Raw genomic sequence first — 18,469 nt, 5'->3', positions numbered from 1 at the left:
GGTCAGCCGGCGTCGGGCCGGTTGAGGTAGGCGGAGGCCAGCGACAGGACGCAGGCGCACCCGATGATGGCACTGACCCACCACTGAAGCCCGGCGACAATGCTCCAGACGAACCCGGCCGCCGCCAGGACGGCGACGAGGATGTTCCGGAACTGCAGCGGGGTCGGCTTGGCCATGCTGCCAGCCTCTCACGGGCGGTGTTTCGGGTGCCGCGCGCTCCCACCTTCCGGCGGTTCGGGGGTGGCGCGGCCGGGGTTGCCGTGGTGGGCGCGACGGCTCGCGCCCACCGCCTTCCGGCGGCTCGCGGACCGGGTGCTCAGGCCGCCGAAGGCAGTTCGCGCGCGGCGCATTTCGGGCGCCGCGCGCTGCGGTGTTCGGCCGCCGCCTCCTTGCTGCTGAAGGCCGTCAGACCTCCGCGTGCTCGCCCGGCTCCAGCAGCACCAGCCGGTCGGTCAGGGCGGCGGCCTCGAACTCCTTGCGCAGGTCGTCCGGACCCTCGCTGAAGTGCTTCCACCCGCGGAAGTGCAGCGGGACGATCTTCGCCGACCCGAGCACCTTCGCCGCCTCGACCGCGTTCGCGCTGGTCAGCGTGATCGGCGCGCCGTCGAAGAACACCGTTCGGGCCGCTCCCGCGAACAGCACCGCGACGTCGATCTCGAACCGGGCGGCGATCTCGCGCACCAAGCCGACCGACGCGTTGTCGCCGCTGACGTACACCGTCGGCACGCCGTCGCCGCTGAGCACGAAGCCCGTGACGTCGCCGGTGAACTGCTCGGCGCCCTCCGGGCCGTGCAGTGCCGGGACCGCGGTCACCGTCAGCGGTCCGACCCGCGTTTCCGCCCAGGGCGCCAGCCCCCGCGCGGTTCCGCCCAGCCGCTCCGCCCCGCTGGGCGTGATCAGCGTCAGCGGCACCGTCTTCAGGTACTCGCGGCCCCGGTCGTCGAGGTTGTCGGGGTGCTGGTCGTGCGAAAGCAGCACCGCGTCCACCACGCCGACCGCCTCCTCGGTCAGGACCGAGTCCTCGGTCTTGACCAGCGTCCGCGCGCCGATCGGATGGTCGCCGGGCGCGTCGAACGTCGGATCCGTCAGCAGCCGCACGCCGCCCAGCTCCAGCAGCGCCGTCGGTCCGCCGGAAAAAGTGATGCCCAGTTTCTCGGTCATACCCCGGCCAACAGCGCCAACCGGTGCTCTCTTCCCTAGGGCGCCGACTGCCTCCTCGAGCTGATCACGCCGGTGTTGAACCCGGCCAGGTGCAGCCCGCCGGCGAACCGCGCGTGCTCGATCTTCACGCACCGGTTCATCACCACCTCCAGCCCCGCTTCCCGCGCCCGGTCCGCCACCGGCTCGTGCCACAGCCCGAGTTGCAGCCACAGCGTCCGGGCGCCGGCGTCGATCACCTCTTCGGCCACCTGAGGCAGGTCGTCGTGCTTCCGGAACACGCTGACGAGGTCCGGTTCACCCGGTACATCCTTGAGCGAGGCGTACACCGGCTTCCCGAACAGCGTGTCCAAGCGCGGGTTGACGAAGTTGACTTCGTAGCGCGTCGACGACAGCAGGTAGGTCGCGACGAAGTAGCTCGGCCGCGCCGGGTTGGCCGAGGCGCCCACCAGCGTCACGGACTTCGCCCGGTTCAGGATCGCGCGTCGTTCGACGGCTCCGACCGCGTACGTCATCCGGCCACCGCCTTCCCGAGCGCCTGGTCGAGGTCCCAGAGGATGTCCTCGACGTCTTCCAAGCCGATCGACAGCCGGATCAGGTCGGGGCCGACCCCCGCCGCGGCCAGCTGCTCCTCCGACAGCTGCGCGTGCGTGGTCGAGCCCGGGTGGATCACGAGCGTCCGCGCGTCGCCGACGTTCGCCAGGTGTGACAGCAGCTCCACCGATTCGACGAACTTCTCGCCCGCGGCCCGGCCGCCGTCGATGCCGAACGAGAACACCGCACCCGGTCCGGCGGGCAGGTACTTCGCCGCCAGGTCGTGGTGCGGGTGCGAAGGCAGGCCGGCGTACGACACCCACGCGACGCGCGGATCGGCGTCGAGGTACTCGGCGACCGCGCGCGCGTTCGCCACGTGCGCGTCCATCCGTTGCGGGAGCGTCTCGACCCCTTGCAGCAGCAGGAAAGCCGAGTGGGGCGAGAGGACCGCGCCGATGTCCCGCAGCTGTTCGGAGCGCAGCCGCGTGCAGAACGCGTACTCGCCGAAGTTCTCCCAGTACCGCAGGCCGCCGTAGCTTTCGACGATTTCGGTCATCCGCGGGAACTTCCCGTTGCCCCAGTCGAACTTCCCGGACTCGACGACGATCCCGCCGAGCGTCGTCCCGTGGCCGCCGAGGAACTTCGTCGCCGAATGCAGCACGATGTCGGCGCCGTGTTCGATGGGCCGGCACAGGTAAGGCGTCGCCAGCGTCGCGTCGACCACCAGCGGGATGTCGTGGGCGTGCGCCAGGTCCGCCAGCGCCGCGATGTCGGCGATGCCACCACCCGGGTTGCCGATGACCTCCGTGTAGATCAGGCGGGTCCGGTCGGTCACCGCCGCCGCGTAGTCGTCGATGCCGCCGCTGACGAACGTGGTCTCCACGCCGAACCGCCGCAGCGTGCCGGTGAGCTGGGTGACCGTGCCGCCGTAGAGCCCGCTCGCCGAGACGATGTGGTCGCCCGCCTCCGCGAGCGCGCTGAAGGTGAGGAACTCCGCGGCCTGCCCGCTCGCCGTGGCGACCCCGCCGATGGCGCCTTCGAGGCTGGCGATCCGCTCCTCGAACGCGGCCACGGTCGGGTTGCCGATCCGGCTGTAGATGTTGCCGTACTTCTGCAGGGCGAACAGGTTCGCCGCGTCGGCCGCGTCTTCGAAGACGAAGCTCGTGGTCTGGTAGATCGGCACGGCCCGCGCGCCGGTGGCCGGGTCGGGGGTGCCGCCCGCGTGCAGTGCGCGGGTGCGGAAGCCCCAGCTGCGTTCACTCATCGGTTCTCACCGTAACCGTCCTCCCCTCCGGGTGGCCACGCCTCCCGGAGGGTGGGCGAGGTCATTTCGTGCTGCCGAGCGTAGCACGCAATGGAATTCCGTGCGGTACACTCGAAGGTATGAAATGTGCCGCGTGTGGCAAGCCGCTGCCACCTCGCCGCGGAGCAGGGCGAAACCGCCAGTACTGCGACGCCACCTGCCGGAGTGCCGCCCGGCGACAACGGGACAGCGTCAAGATGGACTTGACATTCCCGAGTCGTCAATACATTGTTGACAGCGTGCCGAAACACGGACCGCTGACCGAAGTCGGCGAGGCGTTGCGGAAAGTGCGCGATGCCGAGGCGAAGCTGCGGGAAACCGTGGAAACGGCCAGGGAGGCCGGGCACACCTGGCAGGAGATCGGCGACCTGCTGGGTACCAGCCGGCAGGCCGCTTTCCAGCGGTTCGGCCGGCCGGTCGATCCGGCGACGGGGGAGTCCATGGCGGAGCTGAAGCTGCCCGACGCGGTCCAGCGCGCCGAGGAGCTCGTGGCGGAGCTCGTCGGCTGCAACTGGCCCGAGGTGCGCCGGACCTTCGACGACCGCATGAGCCAAGCGGTCGGCGAGGACGAGCTGCGGCTGGCCTGGAGCCAGGTGGCCGGATCGGTCGGCCGGTACGAGCGGATGGGAGCGGGGTACGCGCGGTCCACGGACGAGTACACCGTCGTCCACATGCCGCTGGCCTTCGAGGCCGGGGAGCGGACCGTCCTGGTGACCTACCGCGAAAACGGGCAGGTGGCCGGGCTCTGGATCAAGCCGTCCGAACAGTAGTAGGGCGATCCAAGGGGGAACCATGGGAACACGCACAGGGGGAACGATGAGAACGGCGATGGCGGGCGTGCTCGCGGTCCTGGCGCCACTGGTGGCGCCGGCCGCGGAGGCCGCCGAAGTGCCCACGGCGACACAACAGCTCGAGTGGGTGGTCGACGCGACCGGGCGGGTGCCGGTGTCCGATGCCGAGGTGCGCGAGCACGTCGCCGCGGTCCTGCTGACCGCGGTGGGCGGCACGCCGGGCGTCAACGCCGCGCTCACGAACCTCGGGCCGCTCCAGCTGAAGCGGGTCGTCACCGAGGCGCCGGACCACGTCGAGGCGGCGGTGCACGGCCCGGCCGACGACTACCTGCTGGACGTGCACGTGGACCAGGCCGGGCTGCTCGACGGGATCAAGGCGTCCCCCGACGACCCGGTGCCCACGTCGTGGCCGGAGCTCGACACGCAGCTCGCGGCCCTCGGCGCCCGCGTGTCGTTCGGCGCGTCGGAGATCCTGCCCGACGGGCGCTGCCGTGTCGTGCACGGCGTGCGCGAAGACGTGCAGCGGCCGCTGGGCTCGGCGTTCAAGCTCTACGTGCTGGGCGCGCTCGGCAAGGCGGTCGCCGAGCACAAGGCGTCCTGGACCGAGCAGCTGGCGATCCGCGACGACTGGAAGAGCCTGCCCTCCGGCGACCTGCAGAACCAGCCGGCCGGCACCCGGCTCCCGTTGTCCACCTACGCCGACAAGATGATCTCGATCAGCGACAACACGGCGACCGACCACCTGATCCACCGGCTCGGGCGCGACGCCGTGCAGCGGCAGCTCACCGCGTTCGGCAACCAGCGGCCGTCGGCGAGCATCCCGTTCCTGACGACCAAGGCGATGTTCCAGCTCAAGGCCACGCAGTACCCGGCCCGCGCGGACGCCTACCTGGCCCTGCCCCGCTGGGCGCGTCCCGCGGCGGTCGCCGGGCTCGAACGGCTCCCGCTCACCGGGCTCGCCGGCTGGCAGGCGCCGGAGAAGATCGACGACATCGAGTGGTTCGGTTCGCCGGACGACATCTGCCGGGCCTTTTCCGGGCTGGCGAAGGAGAACCAGCCGGAGATCGCGCACGCGCTGTCCATCAACGACGGCGGGCTGAAGCTGGACCCGGCGAAGTACCCGCAGGTCTGGTTCAAGGGCGGCAGTGAACCCGGTGTGCTGACCTTGAACTACCTGGCCCGCACCGCGGACGGCCGGTCGCTGGTCACCAGCGTCATGGTCTCCGACCCCGCGGCAGCGCTGAACGAGAACCACGTCGCGGCCCGAGGAATCGCCGTCGCGAAGGGCGCAGTGGCGCTTCTCGCGGCTACGCTTCGTCCGTGACAGTGCGCTGGAGCCTGACGATCGACTGCGCGGGTCCTCGCGCGCTGGCAAGGTTCTGGGCGGTGGCCCTCGGCTACATCGAGCGGCCGCCGCCCGCGGGCTTCGCCAGCTGGGAAACCTGGTTCACGCAGCACGGCGTGCCCGAGTCGGAATGGGACGACGGCGCCTACCTCAGCGATCCGGAGGGCGTGCTGCCGAACCTGAGCTTTCTCAAGGTGCCCGAGGACAAGGTCGTGAAGAACCGCCTCCACCTGGACGTCCAGGCCGGCGGCGGCCGCGAGGTCCCGTGGGAGACACGCTGGGAGCGGGTGGTCGAAGCGGTCGCCCGGCTCACCGCGGCGGGCGCGGCGGTGCTGCGCGAGTACGAGCTCGACGGCCGCCCGGACCACATCCTGATGGCCGATCCGGAGGGCAACGAGTTCTGCGTGCTCTGAGCCGTCACAAGCGAGGTCGTCACGAGCGAGGCCGTCACGAGCGAAAGCCGCAGCCTCGACTCCCCGGAAACCGCAGCTAGTTGATCAGCGCCTCGTGGCGGGTCGGGCTGCCACTGGACCACGGCACGACCCGGCCGAACCGGACCAGCTCGCCGTAGGTCGCCGGGTCGAGGTCCGCGAAGACCAGGTCCAGCACCGCCTTCGCGGCGCGCTCCGGCGACTGGGCGTGGCTGAAGTCGGTGAACCAGGGACGCGACGCCCGGGTGTCGACCAGGCCGGGGCAGACGGCGGCGACCAGCGTGCCGTCGGCGAGGTCCCGGTCCCGGCGCTCGGCCGCCACCGCGCGCACGGCGGCGACCTGCGCCACCTTGGACGGCACGTTGATCCACTCCGGCCAGCCCCGGTCGGCGGCGGTGCCGTCGTGGATCGCCGAGCGCCAGTCGGCGACAGCCTGCTCGACGTCGTCGAGCGGGACGCCATCGAACCGCGGGCGCAGTGCCTCGGGCAGGTGGCCGAGCGTCCCCAGCGAGCTGGCGACGACGACCAGCCGTCCGCCCGGCTTCAGGTGCGGGCCGAACGACCGGAGCACCGCGTGGGTGCCGCCGTTCGCGACGTCGAGGAAGACGTCGGCCTGCTCGACCTGCGAACGGCCGGGCTCGAGCGGGCCGATCGCGTTGGAGAGCACGATGTCCACCGGGCCGAGGTCGTCGGCGAACTGCCGGACGGCGGCGGCGTCGGAGACGTCGAGCACGCGGCCTTCGACGCGGCCGCGGGTGGCCGGGTCGGCGGCGACGCGCTCGGCGGCGGCCGCCACCCGCCCGGCGTCGCGGCCGGTGAGCAGGACGAGGTCTTCGGCGGCCAGGCGCGTGGCGAGGCCTTGGGCGAGGGCGAAGCCGAGGCCCTGGTTGGCCCCGGTCACCACAGCGGTGCGTGTCATGCCTTCACGCTAGGCCGACCCCGGCCATGCGCCCAGCGAGAATGCGGCACGCCTGGTATGCGTGAACGTCATGGACTTCGGTGACGTCTCCCTCGTGGCCCTGCGCGTGTTCCGCGAGGTGGCCGAGCGCGGCACGCTCACGGCGGCCGCGGCGGCACTGGGCTACACGCAGTCCGCGGTGTCGCGGCAGATCGCCTCGCTCGAGCGGGTGGCGCGGACGCGGGTGCTCGAGCGGCGGCCGGACGGGGTGCGGCTCACCGCGGCCGGGAACGTCGTGCTGAGGCGGGCGATCGCGGTGCTCGACGAGATCGACGCCGCCGGGCGCGAGCTCGCCGGGCTGCCCGCCGACGCCGGGACGGTGCGGCTGGGCTGGTACCCGAGCGCCGGCGCCGTGCTGGTGCCCCGCGCCGTCGCCGAGCTGCGGCGCACGCATCCCGCGATCACCGTCGTCACGCGGGAGGGCACGACGCCGGTCCTCGTCCGGGCGCTGCGGGCGGGCACGGTCGACCTGGCCGTGCTCGGCTCGGTCCCGCCGTTCCGGCCGCCGGACGCCGAGACGCCGGCGCTGCGGCTGCGGACGCTGGCCGAGCGCAGCCTCTGTCTCGCGGTGCCCGCCGGGCACCCGCTGGCCGGGGCCGACGCGGTCGACGTCGCCGAGCTGAGGGGCCAGCGGTGGATCGCCGGGCCGTCGGCGGGGGAGGACAACCTGATGGGTGTCTGGCCGGGGCTGGACGAGCGGCCCGAGATCGCCCACACCGCTCGCGACTGGCTCGCGAAGCTGAGCCTGGTCGCCGCCGGGTGCGGGTTGACGACGCTGCCGGCGTCGCTCGCCGACGCCGTGCCACCCGGTGTGCGGGTGGTGAGCGTCCGCGGCGGGCCGTCGGAACGCCGTCGCGTGGTCCTGGCGCGGCTGCCGGGGCCGCTCGCCGAGCCGGCGGCGTTGCTGGCGGAAGCTCTCCACCGGGTCGTGGCTGTCGCGCCGGGGTGACCGAGGGGTGCGGGTGGTGAGTGTGCGCGGCTGCCGGGCCCGCTCGCCGAGCCGGCGGCGTTGCTGGCCGAAGCCCTGCACCGCGCCGTGGCCGCCGCGCCGGGATGACCGAGATCACTCGCGGGTTGGCGGGTTCGAGTCACATCGCCGGCCGCCGCGGGGTCTACTGCACGAACCCAGGCACGGAGAGGAACGGGACACGGTGGACACGCGGACCGGGCAGTTCGAACAGGAGCGGCCGCGGCTGCGCGCGGTCGCGTACCGGATGCTCGGGTCCGCGAGCGAGGCGGACGACGCCCTCCAGGAGGCGTGGCTGCGGTTCGACCGCGCCGACACCGCCGACGTCGAGAACGTCGGAGCGTGGCTGACGACCGTTGTCGCGCGAGTGTGCCTTTCGCTGCTTCGCACGCGCCGCAACCAGCGTGAGGAGCCCCTCGAAGCGCAGCCCGAGCCGGGTGAGGATCGCCGGGACCCCGCGCAGGAGGCGGAGCTGGCCGACTCGGTCGGGCTGGCGCTGCTGGTGGTGCTCGACTCGCTGGGGCCGGCCGAGCGGGTCGCGTTCGTGCTGCACGACATGTTCGCCGTGCCGTTCGACGACATCGCGCCGATGATCGACAAGACCCCGGCCGCCACCCGGCAGCTCGCGAGCCGTGCCCGGCGCCGGGTCAAGGGCGGCGCCGCCGCGGACGCCGATCTGCCCCGGCGGCGGAAAGTCGTCGAAGCGTTCCTGGCCGCGTCGCGCGGCGGGGACTTCGAAGCGCTGCTCGCCCTGCTCGACCCGGACGTGGTGCTGCACGCCGACCGCTTCGTCGGGCCGAGCCCGGCGCCGATCGTGCTTCGCGGCGTCGAGAGCGTGCGGAAGGGTGCGGTGCTGGCCTCCGAACGGGCCCGCGCCAGCGAACTGGCCCTGGTCGACGGCACGCCCGGCCTGCTCATGGTGCGCGAAGGGCGGCTGGCGGTCGTCCTGGCGTTCCGCGTGGACGGCGACCGGATCGCGGGCATCGAGGTCATCGCCGACCCGGAGCGGCTGCGGGAGCTGGAGCTCGCCGTCCTCGACTGAGCAGCTCAGCCGAGCGCGGCGCGCAGACGTGCTTCGCGCTCGGCCGGTGTCTGACGCGGGCAGCTCACGCACTTCGGGTTGCCGACTTCGTAGATGAGGCAGCACGACGCCCGGCGCACGGCGGGCGTGCGGCCGACGCGCACGAAGCGCGGCTTCGGCAGATCCAGGCCGATCGCGGCGACCAGCGGCTCGGCGAGCGCCATGGCCCGTTCGGGGTCGGGGGTCCAGAGGAGCCGGTTGCCGAGGGAGTCCGTGGCGATGGCGCCGAGTGCCCGTTCCCGGGCCCCGGTGACGGCGGCGATGGTGGCGATGGCGGTGCCGAGCGCCGCACCGAACGCGGCGCCGAGCTCGGGCAGGCCGCCGGCGAGGGCGCGGGTGGACCGCGCGCCGAGGAACCGGCCGTCGGCGAGGAGGTCGAGTTCGATGGCGGCCAGCGAAGGGTCGGCGAGGGGCTCCGTCGCGGTGACCAGGTTTTCGAGCGCCGGCGCCACCAGGACCGACGACAGCGAGTACCACCAGATCGTCCCGAGCACTTCCGGCCGGGCGCAGCCGTAGAGCTTCGCCGCGCCGCCGATGCGGGACCGGACCCACTCCGCGTCCGCGAGGAGGGTCGCCGGGGCGGTCCAGTCGGGTTTCACGGCTCCAGCGTCGCAGACGCCCTCCGTCACAGCCTGCGGTAGGTGGAGATCGTGAACGACACCGTCACCTCTTGCGCCTCGCTGATCGCCGCCAGCCGTTCCCGGCGGCCGCCCTTGTCGAGGTGATGGCCCGCCGGGCCCATCGCGACCGCCTGGCGGACCTGGTCCGGCGGCAGCACCGTCGTCCGGCGGACCGCCGTGCGGCTCGTGCGGGCGAAGTACTCGCCGAGCGTGCCGTCCAGGCGCTCCTCCTTGCGGTCGGCCACCGCCAGGACCAGGTCGCCCAGCTCGCGCAGGTGGTCGGGTGCGGGCGACGCGACCGCCAGCAGGCCGCCGGGGCGGAGGACGCGGTGGAACTCCGGCCCGTTGCGCGGCGCGAAGACGTTCACCACGGTCGACGCCACCTCGTCGCCCAGCGGCCACCGCTCCCACAGGTTCCACACAGCCGCGCCGAGCCGCGGGTGGGCGCGGGCCGCGCGGCGCAGGGCCACCGCCGAGACGTCCAGGGCCAGGCCGGTCGCCGCCGGGGCCGCGTCCAGGATGTGCGCCAGGTAGTACCCCGTCCCGGCGCCCGCGTCGATCACCAGGCCCTCCGACTCCGCGCAGACGCGGGCCAGCTCCTCCGCCAGCGGGCGGTACGCGCCCGCCGCCAGGAAGTCTGCGCGCGCGGCCACCATCGGCGCCGTGTCCGCCGTCCCGGCCGGGATTCGCGCGTGCAACAGGTTCACGTACCCCTGGCGGGCTAGATCGAACGAGTGGCCCTCCTCGCAACGCAGCGTGCGATCGACACCCATCAGCAGCGCCCCGCACACCGAACAGCGCAACGCTTCCACGACCCGCGGTGGCAGTGGGTCATTCCCGTGGTCACTCGAGGTCATGGTGATATTCGACCACGACGTAACGCAACCGGACACTCCAGGACGCCTCCCGGGAAACCTGCCCGTAACAACCCGGTGCGGACAGTTCACGCGGGTGAAACGTCTCACGCCGCCCCGTGAAACACCGCGCGCCAAAACTGCCAACGCAGGAGACCCAGGGCACGGGAGGACGATGTGCTGAACGCAGGAGACACCGCATGGGTACTGGCCAGCGCCGCGCTGGTCATGCTCATGACACCGGGATTGGCGTTCTTCTACGGCGGCATGGTCCGCGCGAAGAGCGTCTTGAACATGCTGATGATGAACTTCATCGCGCTGGCCGTGGTGGGGGTGCTGTGGGCCCTGTACGGCTTCTCGATGTCCTTCGGAGACGACGCTTTCGGCGGCCTGGTCGGTAACTTCAGCTTCGCCGGCTTGGAGAACACCTTCGGGAAGCTCGCCGGCTTCGCGGTCGCCGCCACCGACTCCGCGCCCGCCGTGGCCTGGCCCGGCACCGACGCGCTGCCGGTGCTCGCGTTCGTCATGTTCCAGCTGATGTTCGCCATCATCACCCCCGCGCTGATCTCCGGCGCCATCGCCGACCGCGCCAAGTTCTGGGGCTGGACGCTGTTCGTCGTCATCTGGGTGACGGTCGTGTACTTCCCGGTCGCGCACTGGGTGTTCTCCTTCAACGGCTTCATGGGCGAGAACTCCGTCGGCGGCTGGATCGCCAACAACCTCAAGGCACTCGACTTCGCCGGTGGCACCGCGGTCCACATCAACGCCGGCGCCGCGGGCCTCGCCCTGGCGATCGTGCTCGGCAAGCGCAAGGGCTGGCCGAAGGACACCGGCCGCCCGCACAACGTGCCCTTCGTGCTGCTCGGCGCGTCCCTGCTGTGGTTCGGCTGGTACGGCTTCAACGCGGGTTCGGCGCTGGCCGCCAACGACCTCGCCGCCGTCGCGTTCACCAACACGACGGTCGCCACCGCCGCGGCGGTGCTGGGCTGGCTGGTGGTCGAGCAGCTCAAGTTCGGCAAGCCGACCACCCTCGGCGCGGCGTCCGGCGCGGTCGCCGGCCTCGTCGCCATCACCCCGGCGTGTGGTTTCGTGAGCCCGCTCGGCGCCATCGCGATCGGCCTCATCGCCGGCGCGGTCTGCGCGCTGGCCATCTCGCTCAAGTTCAAGTTCGGCTTCGACGACTCGCTCGACGTCGTGGGCGTCCACCTGGTCGGCGGCATCGTCGGCACGCTGCTGATCGGCTTCTTCGGCACCACCAGCGTCAACGCGCTCGGCGCCGACGGCCTGTTCTACGGCGGCGGGTTCACCCAGCTGGGTCGTCAGGCCGCGGCCGCCGGTGCGGTGCTCGCGTACTCCTTCGTCCTGTCCTTCATCATCGGGTTCGCGATCAAGAAGGCGGGCGGCTTCCGCGTCAGCACCGAGGACGAGGTCACCGGCATCGACGAGGCCCAGCACGCGGAGAGCGCGTACGACTTCACCGGGTCGGGTGGCGGTCTCGGCCAGCCGACGATCATCCCGGTCAAGTCCGCCACCGGCCCCGCGAAACTCGAGGAGAGCAAGGCATGAAGCTCATCACGGCGATTGTCAAGCCGTTCACGCTCGACGACGTCCGCTCCGCGCTGGAGCAGCTGGGCGTGCTGGGCATGACGGTCAGCGAAGTCCAGGGCTACGGCCGGCAGAAGGGCCACACCGAGGTCTACCGCGGTGCGGAGTACTCGGTGGACTTCGTGGCCAAGCTGAAGATCGAGGTCGTCACCGACGACACCAACGTGGAGAAGGTCCTCGAGGCCATCACCGCGGCCGCGCACACCGGCAAGATCGGCGACGGCAAGGTGTGGGTGACCCCGGTCGAGACGGTGATCCGGGTACGGACCGGCGAGCGCGGCACGGACGCGCTCTAGGGCGTCCGGGATGGCCGACGGGGGCGAACTGGTCAAGGCCACCGAGCGCTTGCTCGAGGGCAGGCACGGGAGGCTGGGGGCGTCCGCGTTGCGGGCGGCCCTGGTCGACCTCTACGAGTTCTGGCTGGGCAGGGGAGCCTCGGCGGCCGGCGTCGACACCGCGGAACCGGGTGTCGCGCTGGTCGCCGTGGGCGGGCTCGGCCGCCGGGAGCTGGTGCCCTTCTCCGATCTCGACCTGCTGCTGGTGCACAACGGCAACAGCGGCGTCGGCGAGATCGCGGACGCGCTCTGGTATCCCTTGTGGGACGCGAAAGTCGGGCTGGACCACTCGGTCCGCACACCCGGCGAAGCGCTGAAGGTCGCTTCGGAAGACCTTCGGGTTGCCATGGGACTGCTCGACGCCCGGCACCTCGCCGGGAACGCCGAGCTGAGCGGCCGGCTGGTTTCCGCGGCACGGGACCAGTGGCGCCGCACCGCGCGCAAGCAGATCCCGGACATGACGGCGTCGGTCCGGCAGCGCTGGGCTCGCAGCGGTGAGATCGCGCAGTCCGCCGAACCCGACCTCAAGCACGGCCGGGGCGGGCTGCGGGACTTCGCCGTCCTGGAGGCGCTGGCCGCCGCACAGCTGACCGCGCGGCCCGGCGAAGAACTCCTGGAGGCGAAGGAACTCCTGCTCGACGTCCGCACCGAACTGCGGCGGGAGATCCGGCGCGAACGGGACGTCCTGGCCGCGCCGGAGGCCGAGCTGGTCGCCGCCGAGCTCGGGTTCGGCGACCGGTTCACCCTGGCCCGCAAGCTTTCCGGCGCGGGCCGTGCGATCGCGTACGCGCTCGACGTCGCCCTCCGGTCCACTGTGGAGCCGCCGAAGCCGCGGTTCGGGCGGCGGCCGTCCCGCACGCCGCTCGCGGAAGGCGTTGTCCTGCACGGGAACGAGGTCGCGCTCGCTCGCGACGCCGTCCCCGCGAAGGACCCGGCGCTGCTGTTGCGGGTGGCCGCCGCGTCGGCGCGGACCGGGAAGCCGATCGCGCTAGGCACGCTCAAGACCCTGGCGGAGTCGGCGCCGGAGCTACGCGCGCCGTGGCCGGCCGACGCCGTCAACGCGCTGGTGGAGCTGCTCGGCGCGGGGGAGGGCCTGGTCGACGCGGTCGAGTCGCTCGATCGGACCGGGCTGTGGGCGCGGCTGTTCCCCGAGTGGGGCGCGGTCCGCGACCTGCCGCCGCGCTCGCCCGTGCACCAGTGGACGGTCGACCGGCACCTCGTGCGCACCTGCGTCGAGGCGGCGAAGCTGACCACCACGGTGTCGCGGCCGGACCTGCTGCTCATCGGCGCGCTGCTGCACGACATCGGCAAGGGCCGCGACGCAGACCACTCGGAGCTGGGCGCCAAGATCTCCGCCCAGGTCGCGGCCCGGCTCGGGCTGCGTCCGGCCGACGTCGCCACGGTGTCGGCGATGGTCCGCCACCACCTGCTGCTGCCGCACACCGCGACCCGCCGCGACATCAGTGAGCCGGCGACGGTGTCGCGGGTGGTGAAGACCCTGGACAGCGACATCGTCCTGGTCGAGCTGCTGCACGCGCTGACCCGGGCCGACTCGCTGGCGACCGGCCCCGGCGTCTGGACGGACTGGAAGGCGCGGCTGCTGGCCGAGCTGGTCACCGGCTGCGAGGAAGTGCTGCACGGCAAGGGGTTCACCGCACCCGAGCCGATGGACGACGACCAGCGTGAGCTCGTCGCGCAGGCCGTGGCCTCGGGCACGGGGCAGATCCGGATCAGCTCGCACGGCAAGGTCGTCACGGTGCTGCTGGCGGTTCCGGCGCGCGCGGAGCTCCTGGCCCCGGCCGCGGGCGTGCTCGCGCTGAACTCACTGGAAGTGCATTCGGCGGTGCTGCGCGGCCACGACGGCGGCCGGGCCGGTGTCTTCACGGCGTCCCCGAAGTTCGGCTCCCTGCCGGACGCGACGCTGCTGCGCGAGCAGTTCGCCCGCGCCGTGGCCGGGACGCTGCCGCTGACCCAGCGCCTGGCGGCGAAGGAACGCGACTACGGCTCACCGGCCGCGGCCCCGGTCGCCCCGAAGATCGTCTGGTTCGACGACGAGACGACCGGCCCCGACACGGTGGTCCTCGAACTGCGCGCCGCCGACCGGATCGGCCTGCTGTTCCGGGTGGCGGGCGCGTTGCGCCGCTGCGACGCGGAGGTCCGCTGGGCAAAGGCATCGACCTTGGGCGGCGCGGTGGTGGACTCGTTCGCGGTGACACCGCGAGGCGGCCGGATCGAGCCGGGCTGGCGCCGCGAAGTGGAACAGGCGGTGCTGGCCGCGGCTTCCTGACCCCGCCGGTTTCAAGCGCCCCAATGTGGCCTTCGGTGCGTCAGACGCACCGAAGGCCACATTGGGTGCGTCTGACGCAACCAAGGCCACATTGGGGCGCTTTGGCCGGCTACGCGGAGGCGCCGAGCCAGCGGTGCAGTGCCTCCTCCAGGCCCGGGCCGCCGGCCCACGCGACGTACCCGTCGGGCCGGACGAGCCGAGGTGCCGCCCCCTCTCGGCCCTCGACTCGCCCGGCCCAGCCCGGCGGCACGGCCGCGCCCACCAGCACGGCGCGGCCGTCGGCGCTCGCCGGGACGTCGGTGGCCCGGCCGGTGATCCCCGGGTAGGTCACCCCGAGGCCCGACAGCTCCGCCGCGACCGCGCGGCGCGCCTCGGGGACGGCCAGCAGCCCGGTGACGACCTCCCGCACGGCGGCCGCGTCCGGGTCGGGCACGCCGAGCACCGCCTGGGCGCGGGTGCTGACCAGCACGCGGGCGGCCACCGGGTGGCGCTCGTCGTGGTAGCTGTCGAGCAGGCCGGCCGGCGCCGTGCCGCGGACCGTCGCGGCCAGCTTCCAGCCGAGGTTCACCGCGTCCTGCAGGCCGAGGTTGAGCCCCTGCCCGCCGACCGGGAGGTGGATGTGCGCGGCGTCGCCGGCGAACAGCACCCGGCCGTGGCGGTAGTGCTCCAGCTGACGAGACGCGTCGCCGAAGCGCGACGCCCACAGCACCTCACCCACTTCGAGCCCCGGTCCGTGCGCGTTGGTCAGCGCCCGCTGCACCTCTTCGGTGGTGACCGGCTCGTCGCGGCCGAGTTTCTGCTGCTCCTCGCCGAAGACGATCGTGCGGTAGCGGCCGCCGGACAGCGGCAGCAGGTAGCCCGAAGCTCCGGCCGGCAGCGACCAGGCGTCGGCCAGGCCGGCGGGCTTGGCTGCCAGGGTGACGTCGGCGACGACGAGCGAGATCCGCGCCGCGCGGCCGGGGAACGCGGCGCCGAGCAGGCTCCGCACCGTGCTGTGCCCGCCGTCCGCGGCGACCAGCCAGCCGGCCCGGTGCTCCCGCCCACCCGCGGTGATCGTGACGCCCTCGTCGTCCGGCACCACCGCGGTGACGCCCGCGCCGCGCCGGACCGGGGTGCGCAGCCGCGCCTCGATCGCCGCCGCGACGTGCGCCTGCTCCACGCCGAGCTGGTACGGGAAGGACGTCGGCAGGTCGGTGTAGTCGATCGGGACGCCCGAGAAGTGCCCGGCGGGCAGCTTCGCCTGGACGTGCGGTTCGAGCGCGGCGAGCAGGCCCCGGTCGGCCAGCACCTCGACCGACCGCGGCTGCAAGCCGAGGGCCTTCGACTGCGTGGCGGGCGCCGCGTCGCGTTCGAGGACCAGCACGTCGACGCCGGCGCGCTCCAGCTCGAACGCGGTGAGCAGGCCGGTGGGGCCCGCTCCCGCGATCAGCACGTCAGGCATCGAGGTTCTCCTTGCGGAGGTACCAGACGTGCCAGCCGATCAGCAGGGCCAGCGCGCCGAACCACGCGACGTTGGTGACCAGCGCGATGAGGTCGATCGGCAGCGTGTAGACGAGCACGATGTGCAGCACCGCGCCGGCGAACAGCACGGCGCCCCAGGCGGCGGTGTTGATCCGCAGGCCGCGCCGGAAGCGGGCGTCGGTGTCCCAGCGCGACACCCACGCGTCCGCGCCCTCGGCGCCGCGTTTGACCTCGGCGATCGTGCGGCCCAGCGTCAGCTGCGCCGGCCGGCCGACGAACACCGAGACCAGCATCCACGCGCCGAACACCCCACCCAGCGCGGCGGTCCAGCCCTCGCGGATGACCAGCGTGCGCGGGTCGTCCGAGAGCAGGCCGAGCACCACCGAAAGCACCAGCACGCTCAGCGTGACCAGGGCGACGAGGTCGACCTTGCGGTTGCGCGCGATCGTCCACAGCACGTACGGCGCGGCCACCAGGACGCCGGCCATCAGCGCCCACCACTGGCCGACGCCGGCGGCGCGCAGGCCGTAGAACAAGGCCATCGGCACGACCACTTCGAACACCACGGTCAGCACGTTGGCGCGGACCAGCCGGCGCAGTCCGGCGTCGGGAGCGGGCTTTTCGTCGATCATCATTCGGGTTCCCCAGTGGTTTCGGGTGCGGTCGCCCGCACGTAGAGGTCGGCGAGCTCGCGCCCGATGCGCGTGAGCTCGGCGGGTCCGGTGCCGGCCGCGGCCGCCGTGGCGACGACGGCGTCGAGGCCGGCGGTGAAGGCGAGTGCCGTGGTCCGGGCGTCGAGCGGGCCGAACGCACCCGCCGCCTGCCCGGTCCGGAAGTGCTCTTCGAACAGCGCGAGCCGCCCGTAGACGCTTTCGCTGCGCGAGCCGGCGTTCTTGACCAGGTCGATGAGCGCCCGGACCTCGGTGGGGTGTTCACCGACGAGGTCGACGTTCGACTCGACATAGGCACGCAGCTGCGCGACATGACCGACGGCGGCGTCGATGCGCGGCTGCATGAACGCGCCGGTGATCTCTTCGATCTCGGTGACGCAGGCCGCGAGCAGGTCGTCCTTGCCCGCGAAGTGGTAGCTGATCATGCCGGTGCTCGACAGGCCCGCCTGCTTCGCGATCCGGCTGAACGACGCCTTCGCGTACCCGGCCTCGGCGATCACGACGATGGCGGCACGCACGATCTGGGCCCGCCGGCCGGACTCGGTGAAGGTTCTTGCTCGCATGAGCAAAATTTAGCTCAGTCGAGCAAATCTGACAAGTCACCAAGTCAGGAGGGGGAAACGGGGGAGATCAGGCGGGTGCGGTGCCGTCGACGACTTGGTTGCGGCCCGCGTCCTTCGCCCGGTACAGGGCCTTGTCGGCGGCCTGCAGCAGGCGGTCGACGGCCGTGCCGCCGTCCGGGTAGGTCGCCACGCCGATCGAGGCCGACAGGGCGTCGATCACGCGGACGCTGACGCCGTCTTCGTACTCGACCTTCAGCGTCTCGATCGCCGAGCGGATGCGCTCGGCCACCGCCAGCACGGCCGCCGGGCCGATGTCCGGCAGCAGCACCACGAACTCCTCGCCGCCGAAACGGCCGACCGAGTCGTAGTCGCGGACGGCGCTCTTGATCGCCGCCGCCACCGCGCGCAGCACCGTGTCGCCGGCCAGGTGGCCGTGCTCGTCGTTGATCAGCTTGAAGTAGTCGAGGTCGATCATCAGCACGCCGAAGGTGCTGCGCGTGCTGCGTTGCGCGCGGGCCAGCTCGCGCGAGGCCAGCAGGTGCCAGCCGGTCGTGTTGAACAGGCCGGTCTTCTCGTCGGTCGTCGCCGCGATCTCCAGCTGCTTGATCAGCACCGCCCGGTGCAGCACCAGCAGCGGCGGCACGATCGCGACGGCGAGCGCGGGCAGCGTCGCCAGCGTCAACGCCGTGAGCAGGCCCAGGCACAGCGTCGCGACCTCGAGGAGGTTGTCGCCGAGACCGCCGAAGAACGCCTTTATCGAGCGCTTCGTGATCGTCAGCGCCGGGAGGATCGTGATCGCCGAAACGAGGAAGTAGGTCACCGCGGCGAACGTGATGGCCGTGACGCCTCGCCAGCCCGCCGTCAGCGCCGTGTACATGTCCGGGACGCCGAGGCGGCTCAGCAGGAACTCGGCCGCGTAGCAGGTGACGACGACCAGCGACGCGTTCAGCGTCATCCGGAACGGCGGGACGCGCTTGATCCGCGCCAGGCTGCGCGTCGCCAGGTGCACGTACAGGACCGCGACCAGCGCCGCGACGAGCGCCGGCGGCAGGAGCAGCACGCCGGCGAACGTCCAGACCGACGTCAGGTTGATGTGCGGGGTGTCGGACACGAGCCGCCGGACGCGCTCGATCTTCCGGCCCAGCTCCGCCTGCAGGACACCGAGCCCCGCGAGGACGCCGAAGACGGCCAGGTCCCAGGGGCGGACGGGCACCGCGGCGGCGGTCCACACGGTGGCCACGAGCGCCACGGACTCGACGAGGAAACAGTAGAAGACCAGCGAAGATCGTTGCTGCCAAAGCGTCCAGCGGGCAGGGCGGAGCACTCCTCGGATCCGGCCCGCGCGGGGCTCGGCCGGATGGGCGCCGTCCATACTCAAGGCGGTGCAACTCCCGTGGGTGATCCGACGATCCGAGTCCACCCCATCACACCGGGCGGCCGCGATCGATGATTGCCACACGATCGGAGCAGTGAAGGGAGGCCGCCGCCATGCGCAACCGCGAGTC

19 protein-coding genes are annotated in these 18,469 nt (G+C 72.5%); 8 read left to right on the top strand and 11 right to left on the bottom strand.

Annotation, left to right across the window (positions count from 1 at the left end; translation table 11 throughout):
* Nucleotides 1-2: 2 nt before the first annotated feature.
* From M8542_RS17675 to M8542_RS17660, 4 genes are all read right to left on the bottom strand, one after another.
* Complete coding sequence (locus M8542_RS17675) at nt 3-176, bottom strand: hypothetical protein (RefSeq protein ID WP_257921266.1); 174 nt, start codon at nt 174-176, stop codon at nt 3-5.
* A 229-nt stretch (nt 177-405) separates the two neighbouring features.
* Nucleotides 406-1,161: an MBL fold metallo-hydrolase gene (locus M8542_RS17670; RefSeq protein WP_257921265.1), complete on the bottom strand. Its 756-nt coding sequence runs from the start codon at nt 1,159-1,161 to the stop codon at nt 406-408.
* A gap of 35 nt (nt 1,162-1,196) precedes the next feature.
* A complete protein-coding gene (locus M8542_RS17665; RefSeq protein ID WP_257921264.1) occupies nt 1,197-1,673 on the bottom strand; it encodes a CoA-binding protein in 477 nt (158 codons plus the stop codon).
* Nucleotides 1,670-2,956, bottom strand: coding sequence for an O-acetylhomoserine aminocarboxypropyltransferase/cysteine synthase family protein (locus tag M8542_RS17660; protein ID WP_257921263.1), 1,287 nt, complete (start codon nt 2,954-2,956; stop codon nt 1,670-1,672). Before M8542_RS17660 ends, M8542_RS17665 begins: the two co-directional genes overlap by 4 nt.
* A gap of 278 nt (nt 2,957-3,234) precedes the next feature.
* Here M8542_RS17660 and M8542_RS50365 point away from each other — a divergent pair, with 278 nt between their 5' ends.
* The 3 genes from M8542_RS50365 to M8542_RS17645 are packed head-to-tail and all read left to right on the top strand — an operon-like array spanning nt 3,235 to nt 5,544.
* Nucleotides 3,235-3,765, top strand: a complete 531-nt coding sequence (locus M8542_RS50365; protein ID WP_257921262.1) for a DUF3887 domain-containing protein — start codon at nt 3,235-3,237, stop codon at nt 3,763-3,765.
* 46 nt (nt 3,766-3,811) lie between these two features.
* Nucleotides 3,812-5,110: a serine hydrolase gene (locus M8542_RS17650; RefSeq protein WP_257921261.1), complete on the top strand. Its 1,299-nt coding sequence runs from the start codon at nt 3,812-3,814 to the stop codon at nt 5,108-5,110.
* Nucleotides 5,107-5,544 carry a VOC family protein gene (locus tag M8542_RS17645; protein WP_257921260.1) on the top strand — a complete coding sequence of 146 codons (438 nt, stop codon included), beginning with the start codon at nt 5,107-5,109 and terminating at the stop codon, nt 5,542-5,544. The genes M8542_RS17650 and M8542_RS17645 overlap by 4 nt, the downstream gene beginning before the upstream one ends.
* Nucleotides 5,545-5,620: 76 nt before the next feature.
* Here M8542_RS17645 and M8542_RS17640 read toward each other — a convergent pair whose 3' ends face one another.
* Entirely contained in the window at nt 5,621-6,481 is an 861-nt protein-coding gene (locus M8542_RS17640; RefSeq protein WP_257921259.1) for an SDR family NAD(P)-dependent oxidoreductase, read from the bottom strand.
* Between the two features lie 70 nt (nt 6,482-6,551).
* Between M8542_RS17640 and M8542_RS17635 the strand changes: the two genes are divergently transcribed.
* Both M8542_RS17635 and M8542_RS17630 read left to right on the top strand, forming a co-directional pair.
* On the top strand, nt 6,552-7,469 hold the full coding sequence (locus M8542_RS17635) for a LysR family transcriptional regulator (RefSeq protein ID WP_257921476.1): 918 nt from the start codon (nt 6,552-6,554) through the stop codon (nt 7,467-7,469).
* Between the two features lie 202 nt (nt 7,470-7,671).
* A complete protein-coding gene (locus M8542_RS17630) occupies nt 7,672-8,529 on the top strand; it encodes a sigma-70 family RNA polymerase sigma factor (RefSeq protein WP_257921258.1) in 858 nt (285 codons plus the stop codon).
* 5 nt (nt 8,530-8,534) lie between these two features.
* Here M8542_RS17630 and M8542_RS17625 read toward each other — a convergent pair whose 3' ends face one another.
* Entirely contained in the window at nt 8,535-9,167 is a 633-nt protein-coding gene (locus M8542_RS17625; protein WP_257921257.1) for a (2Fe-2S)-binding protein, read from the bottom strand.
* Nucleotides 9,168-9,193: 26 nt separating this feature from the next.
* On the bottom strand, nt 9,194-10,045 hold the full coding sequence (locus M8542_RS17620) for a putative RNA methyltransferase (RefSeq protein WP_276586615.1): 852 nt from the start codon (nt 10,043-10,045) through the stop codon (nt 9,194-9,196).
* Between the two features lie 174 nt (nt 10,046-10,219).
* Between M8542_RS17620 and M8542_RS17615 the strand changes: the two genes are divergently transcribed.
* Genes M8542_RS17615 through M8542_RS17605 form a run of 3 tightly spaced genes read left to right on the top strand, consistent with a single transcriptional unit; the run spans nt 10,220 to nt 14,269 of the window.
* The gene (locus M8542_RS17615; RefSeq protein ID WP_257921256.1) at nt 10,220-11,608 is read left to right on the top strand and encodes an ammonium transporter; all 1,389 of its coding nucleotides are present in this window, start codon (nt 10,220-10,222) and stop codon (nt 11,606-11,608) included.
* The gene (locus tag M8542_RS17610; protein WP_257921255.1) at nt 11,605-11,943 is read left to right on the top strand and encodes a P-II family nitrogen regulator; all 339 of its coding nucleotides are present in this window, start codon (nt 11,605-11,607) and stop codon (nt 11,941-11,943) included. Before M8542_RS17615 ends, M8542_RS17610 begins: the two co-directional genes overlap by 4 nt.
* A gap of 10 nt (nt 11,944-11,953) precedes the next feature.
* Nucleotides 11,954-14,269 (top strand): [protein-PII] uridylyltransferase, encoded by a 2,316-nt coding sequence (locus M8542_RS17605; protein WP_257921254.1) that lies wholly within the window; start codon nt 11,954-11,956, stop codon nt 14,267-14,269.
* Nucleotides 14,270-14,378: 109 nt separating this feature from the next.
* On the opposite strand, the gene M8542_RS17600 is transcribed toward M8542_RS17605, so the two are convergent.
* The 4 genes from M8542_RS17600 to M8542_RS17585 all read right to left on the bottom strand — a co-directional run bounded on the left by M8542_RS17600 (nt 14,379) and on the right by M8542_RS17585 (nt 18,336).
* On the bottom strand, nt 14,379-15,710 hold the full coding sequence (locus M8542_RS17600) for an FAD-dependent oxidoreductase (RefSeq protein ID WP_257921253.1): 1,332 nt from the start codon (nt 15,708-15,710) through the stop codon (nt 14,379-14,381).
* Nucleotides 15,703-16,365, bottom strand: coding sequence for a VC0807 family protein (locus tag M8542_RS17595; RefSeq protein WP_257921252.1), 663 nt, complete (start codon nt 16,363-16,365; stop codon nt 15,703-15,705). Before M8542_RS17595 ends, M8542_RS17600 begins: the two co-directional genes overlap by 8 nt.
* A complete protein-coding gene (locus M8542_RS17590; protein ID WP_257921251.1) occupies nt 16,362-16,964 on the bottom strand; it encodes a TetR/AcrR family transcriptional regulator in 603 nt (200 codons plus the stop codon). The genes M8542_RS17595 and M8542_RS17590 overlap by 4 nt, the downstream gene beginning before the upstream one ends.
* Nucleotides 16,965-17,031: 67 nt before the next feature.
* Nucleotides 17,032-18,336 carry a GGDEF domain-containing protein gene (locus tag M8542_RS17585; RefSeq protein WP_257921250.1) on the bottom strand — a complete coding sequence of 435 codons (1,305 nt, stop codon included), beginning with the start codon at nt 18,334-18,336 and terminating at the stop codon, nt 17,032-17,034.
* Nucleotides 18,337-18,469: the final 133 nt, after the last annotated feature.

Source organism: Amycolatopsis iheyensis, from assembly GCF_024703995.1.
Classification (GTDB): Bacteria; Actinomycetota; Actinomycetes; order Mycobacteriales; family Pseudonocardiaceae; genus Amycolatopsis; species Amycolatopsis iheyensis.
Note: the sequence above shows the minus strand (reverse complement) of the source record. Positions and strands in the feature narration are given on the sequence as shown.

What these genes read in the sequence shown, in the direction of transcription:
- M8542_RS17610 (WP_257921255.1), top strand. Translation starts at nt 11,605, where the DNA reads ATGAAGCTCATCACGGCGATTGTCAAGCCGTTCACGCTCGACGACGTC.
- M8542_RS17620 (WP_276586615.1), bottom strand. Translation starts at nt 10,045, where the DNA reads ATGACCTCGAGTGACCACGGGAATGACCCACTGCCACCGCGGGTCGTG.
- M8542_RS17605 (WP_257921254.1), top strand. Translation starts at nt 11,954, where the DNA reads ATGGCCGACGGGGGCGAACTGGTCAAGGCCACCGAGCGCTTGCTCGAG.
- M8542_RS17635 (WP_257921476.1), top strand. Translation starts at nt 6,552, where the DNA reads ATGGACTTCGGTGACGTCTCCCTCGTGGCCCTGCGCGTGTTCCGCGAG.
- M8542_RS17640 (WP_257921259.1), bottom strand. Translation starts at nt 6,481, where the DNA reads ATGACACGCACCGCTGTGGTGACCGGGGCCAACCAGGGCCTCGGCTTC.
- M8542_RS17585 (WP_257921250.1), bottom strand. Translation starts at nt 18,336, where the DNA reads ATGGACGGCGCCCATCCGGCCGAGCCCCGCGCGGGCCGGATCCGAGGA.
- M8542_RS17595 (WP_257921252.1), bottom strand. Translation starts at nt 16,365, where the DNA reads ATGATGATCGACGAAAAGCCCGCTCCCGACGCCGGACTGCGCCGGCTG.
- M8542_RS17665 (WP_257921264.1), bottom strand. Translation starts at nt 1,673, where the DNA reads ATGACGTACGCGGTCGGAGCCGTCGAACGACGCGCGATCCTGAACCGG.
- M8542_RS17660 (WP_257921263.1), bottom strand. Translation starts at nt 2,956, where the DNA reads ATGAGTGAACGCAGCTGGGGCTTCCGCACCCGCGCACTGCACGCGGGC.
- M8542_RS17675 (WP_257921266.1), bottom strand. Translation starts at nt 176, where the DNA reads ATGGCCAAGCCGACCCCGCTGCAGTTCCGGAACATCCTCGTCGCCGTC.
- M8542_RS17650 (WP_257921261.1), top strand. Translation starts at nt 3,812, where the DNA reads ATGAGAACGGCGATGGCGGGCGTGCTCGCGGTCCTGGCGCCACTGGTG.
- M8542_RS17670 (WP_257921265.1), bottom strand. Translation starts at nt 1,161, where the DNA reads ATGACCGAGAAACTGGGCATCACTTTTTCCGGCGGACCGACGGCGCTG.
- M8542_RS17590 (WP_257921251.1), bottom strand. Translation starts at nt 16,964, where the DNA reads ATGCGAGCAAGAACCTTCACCGAGTCCGGCCGGCGGGCCCAGATCGTG.
- M8542_RS17600 (WP_257921253.1), bottom strand. Translation starts at nt 15,710, where the DNA reads ATGCCTGACGTGCTGATCGCGGGAGCGGGCCCCACCGGCCTGCTCACC.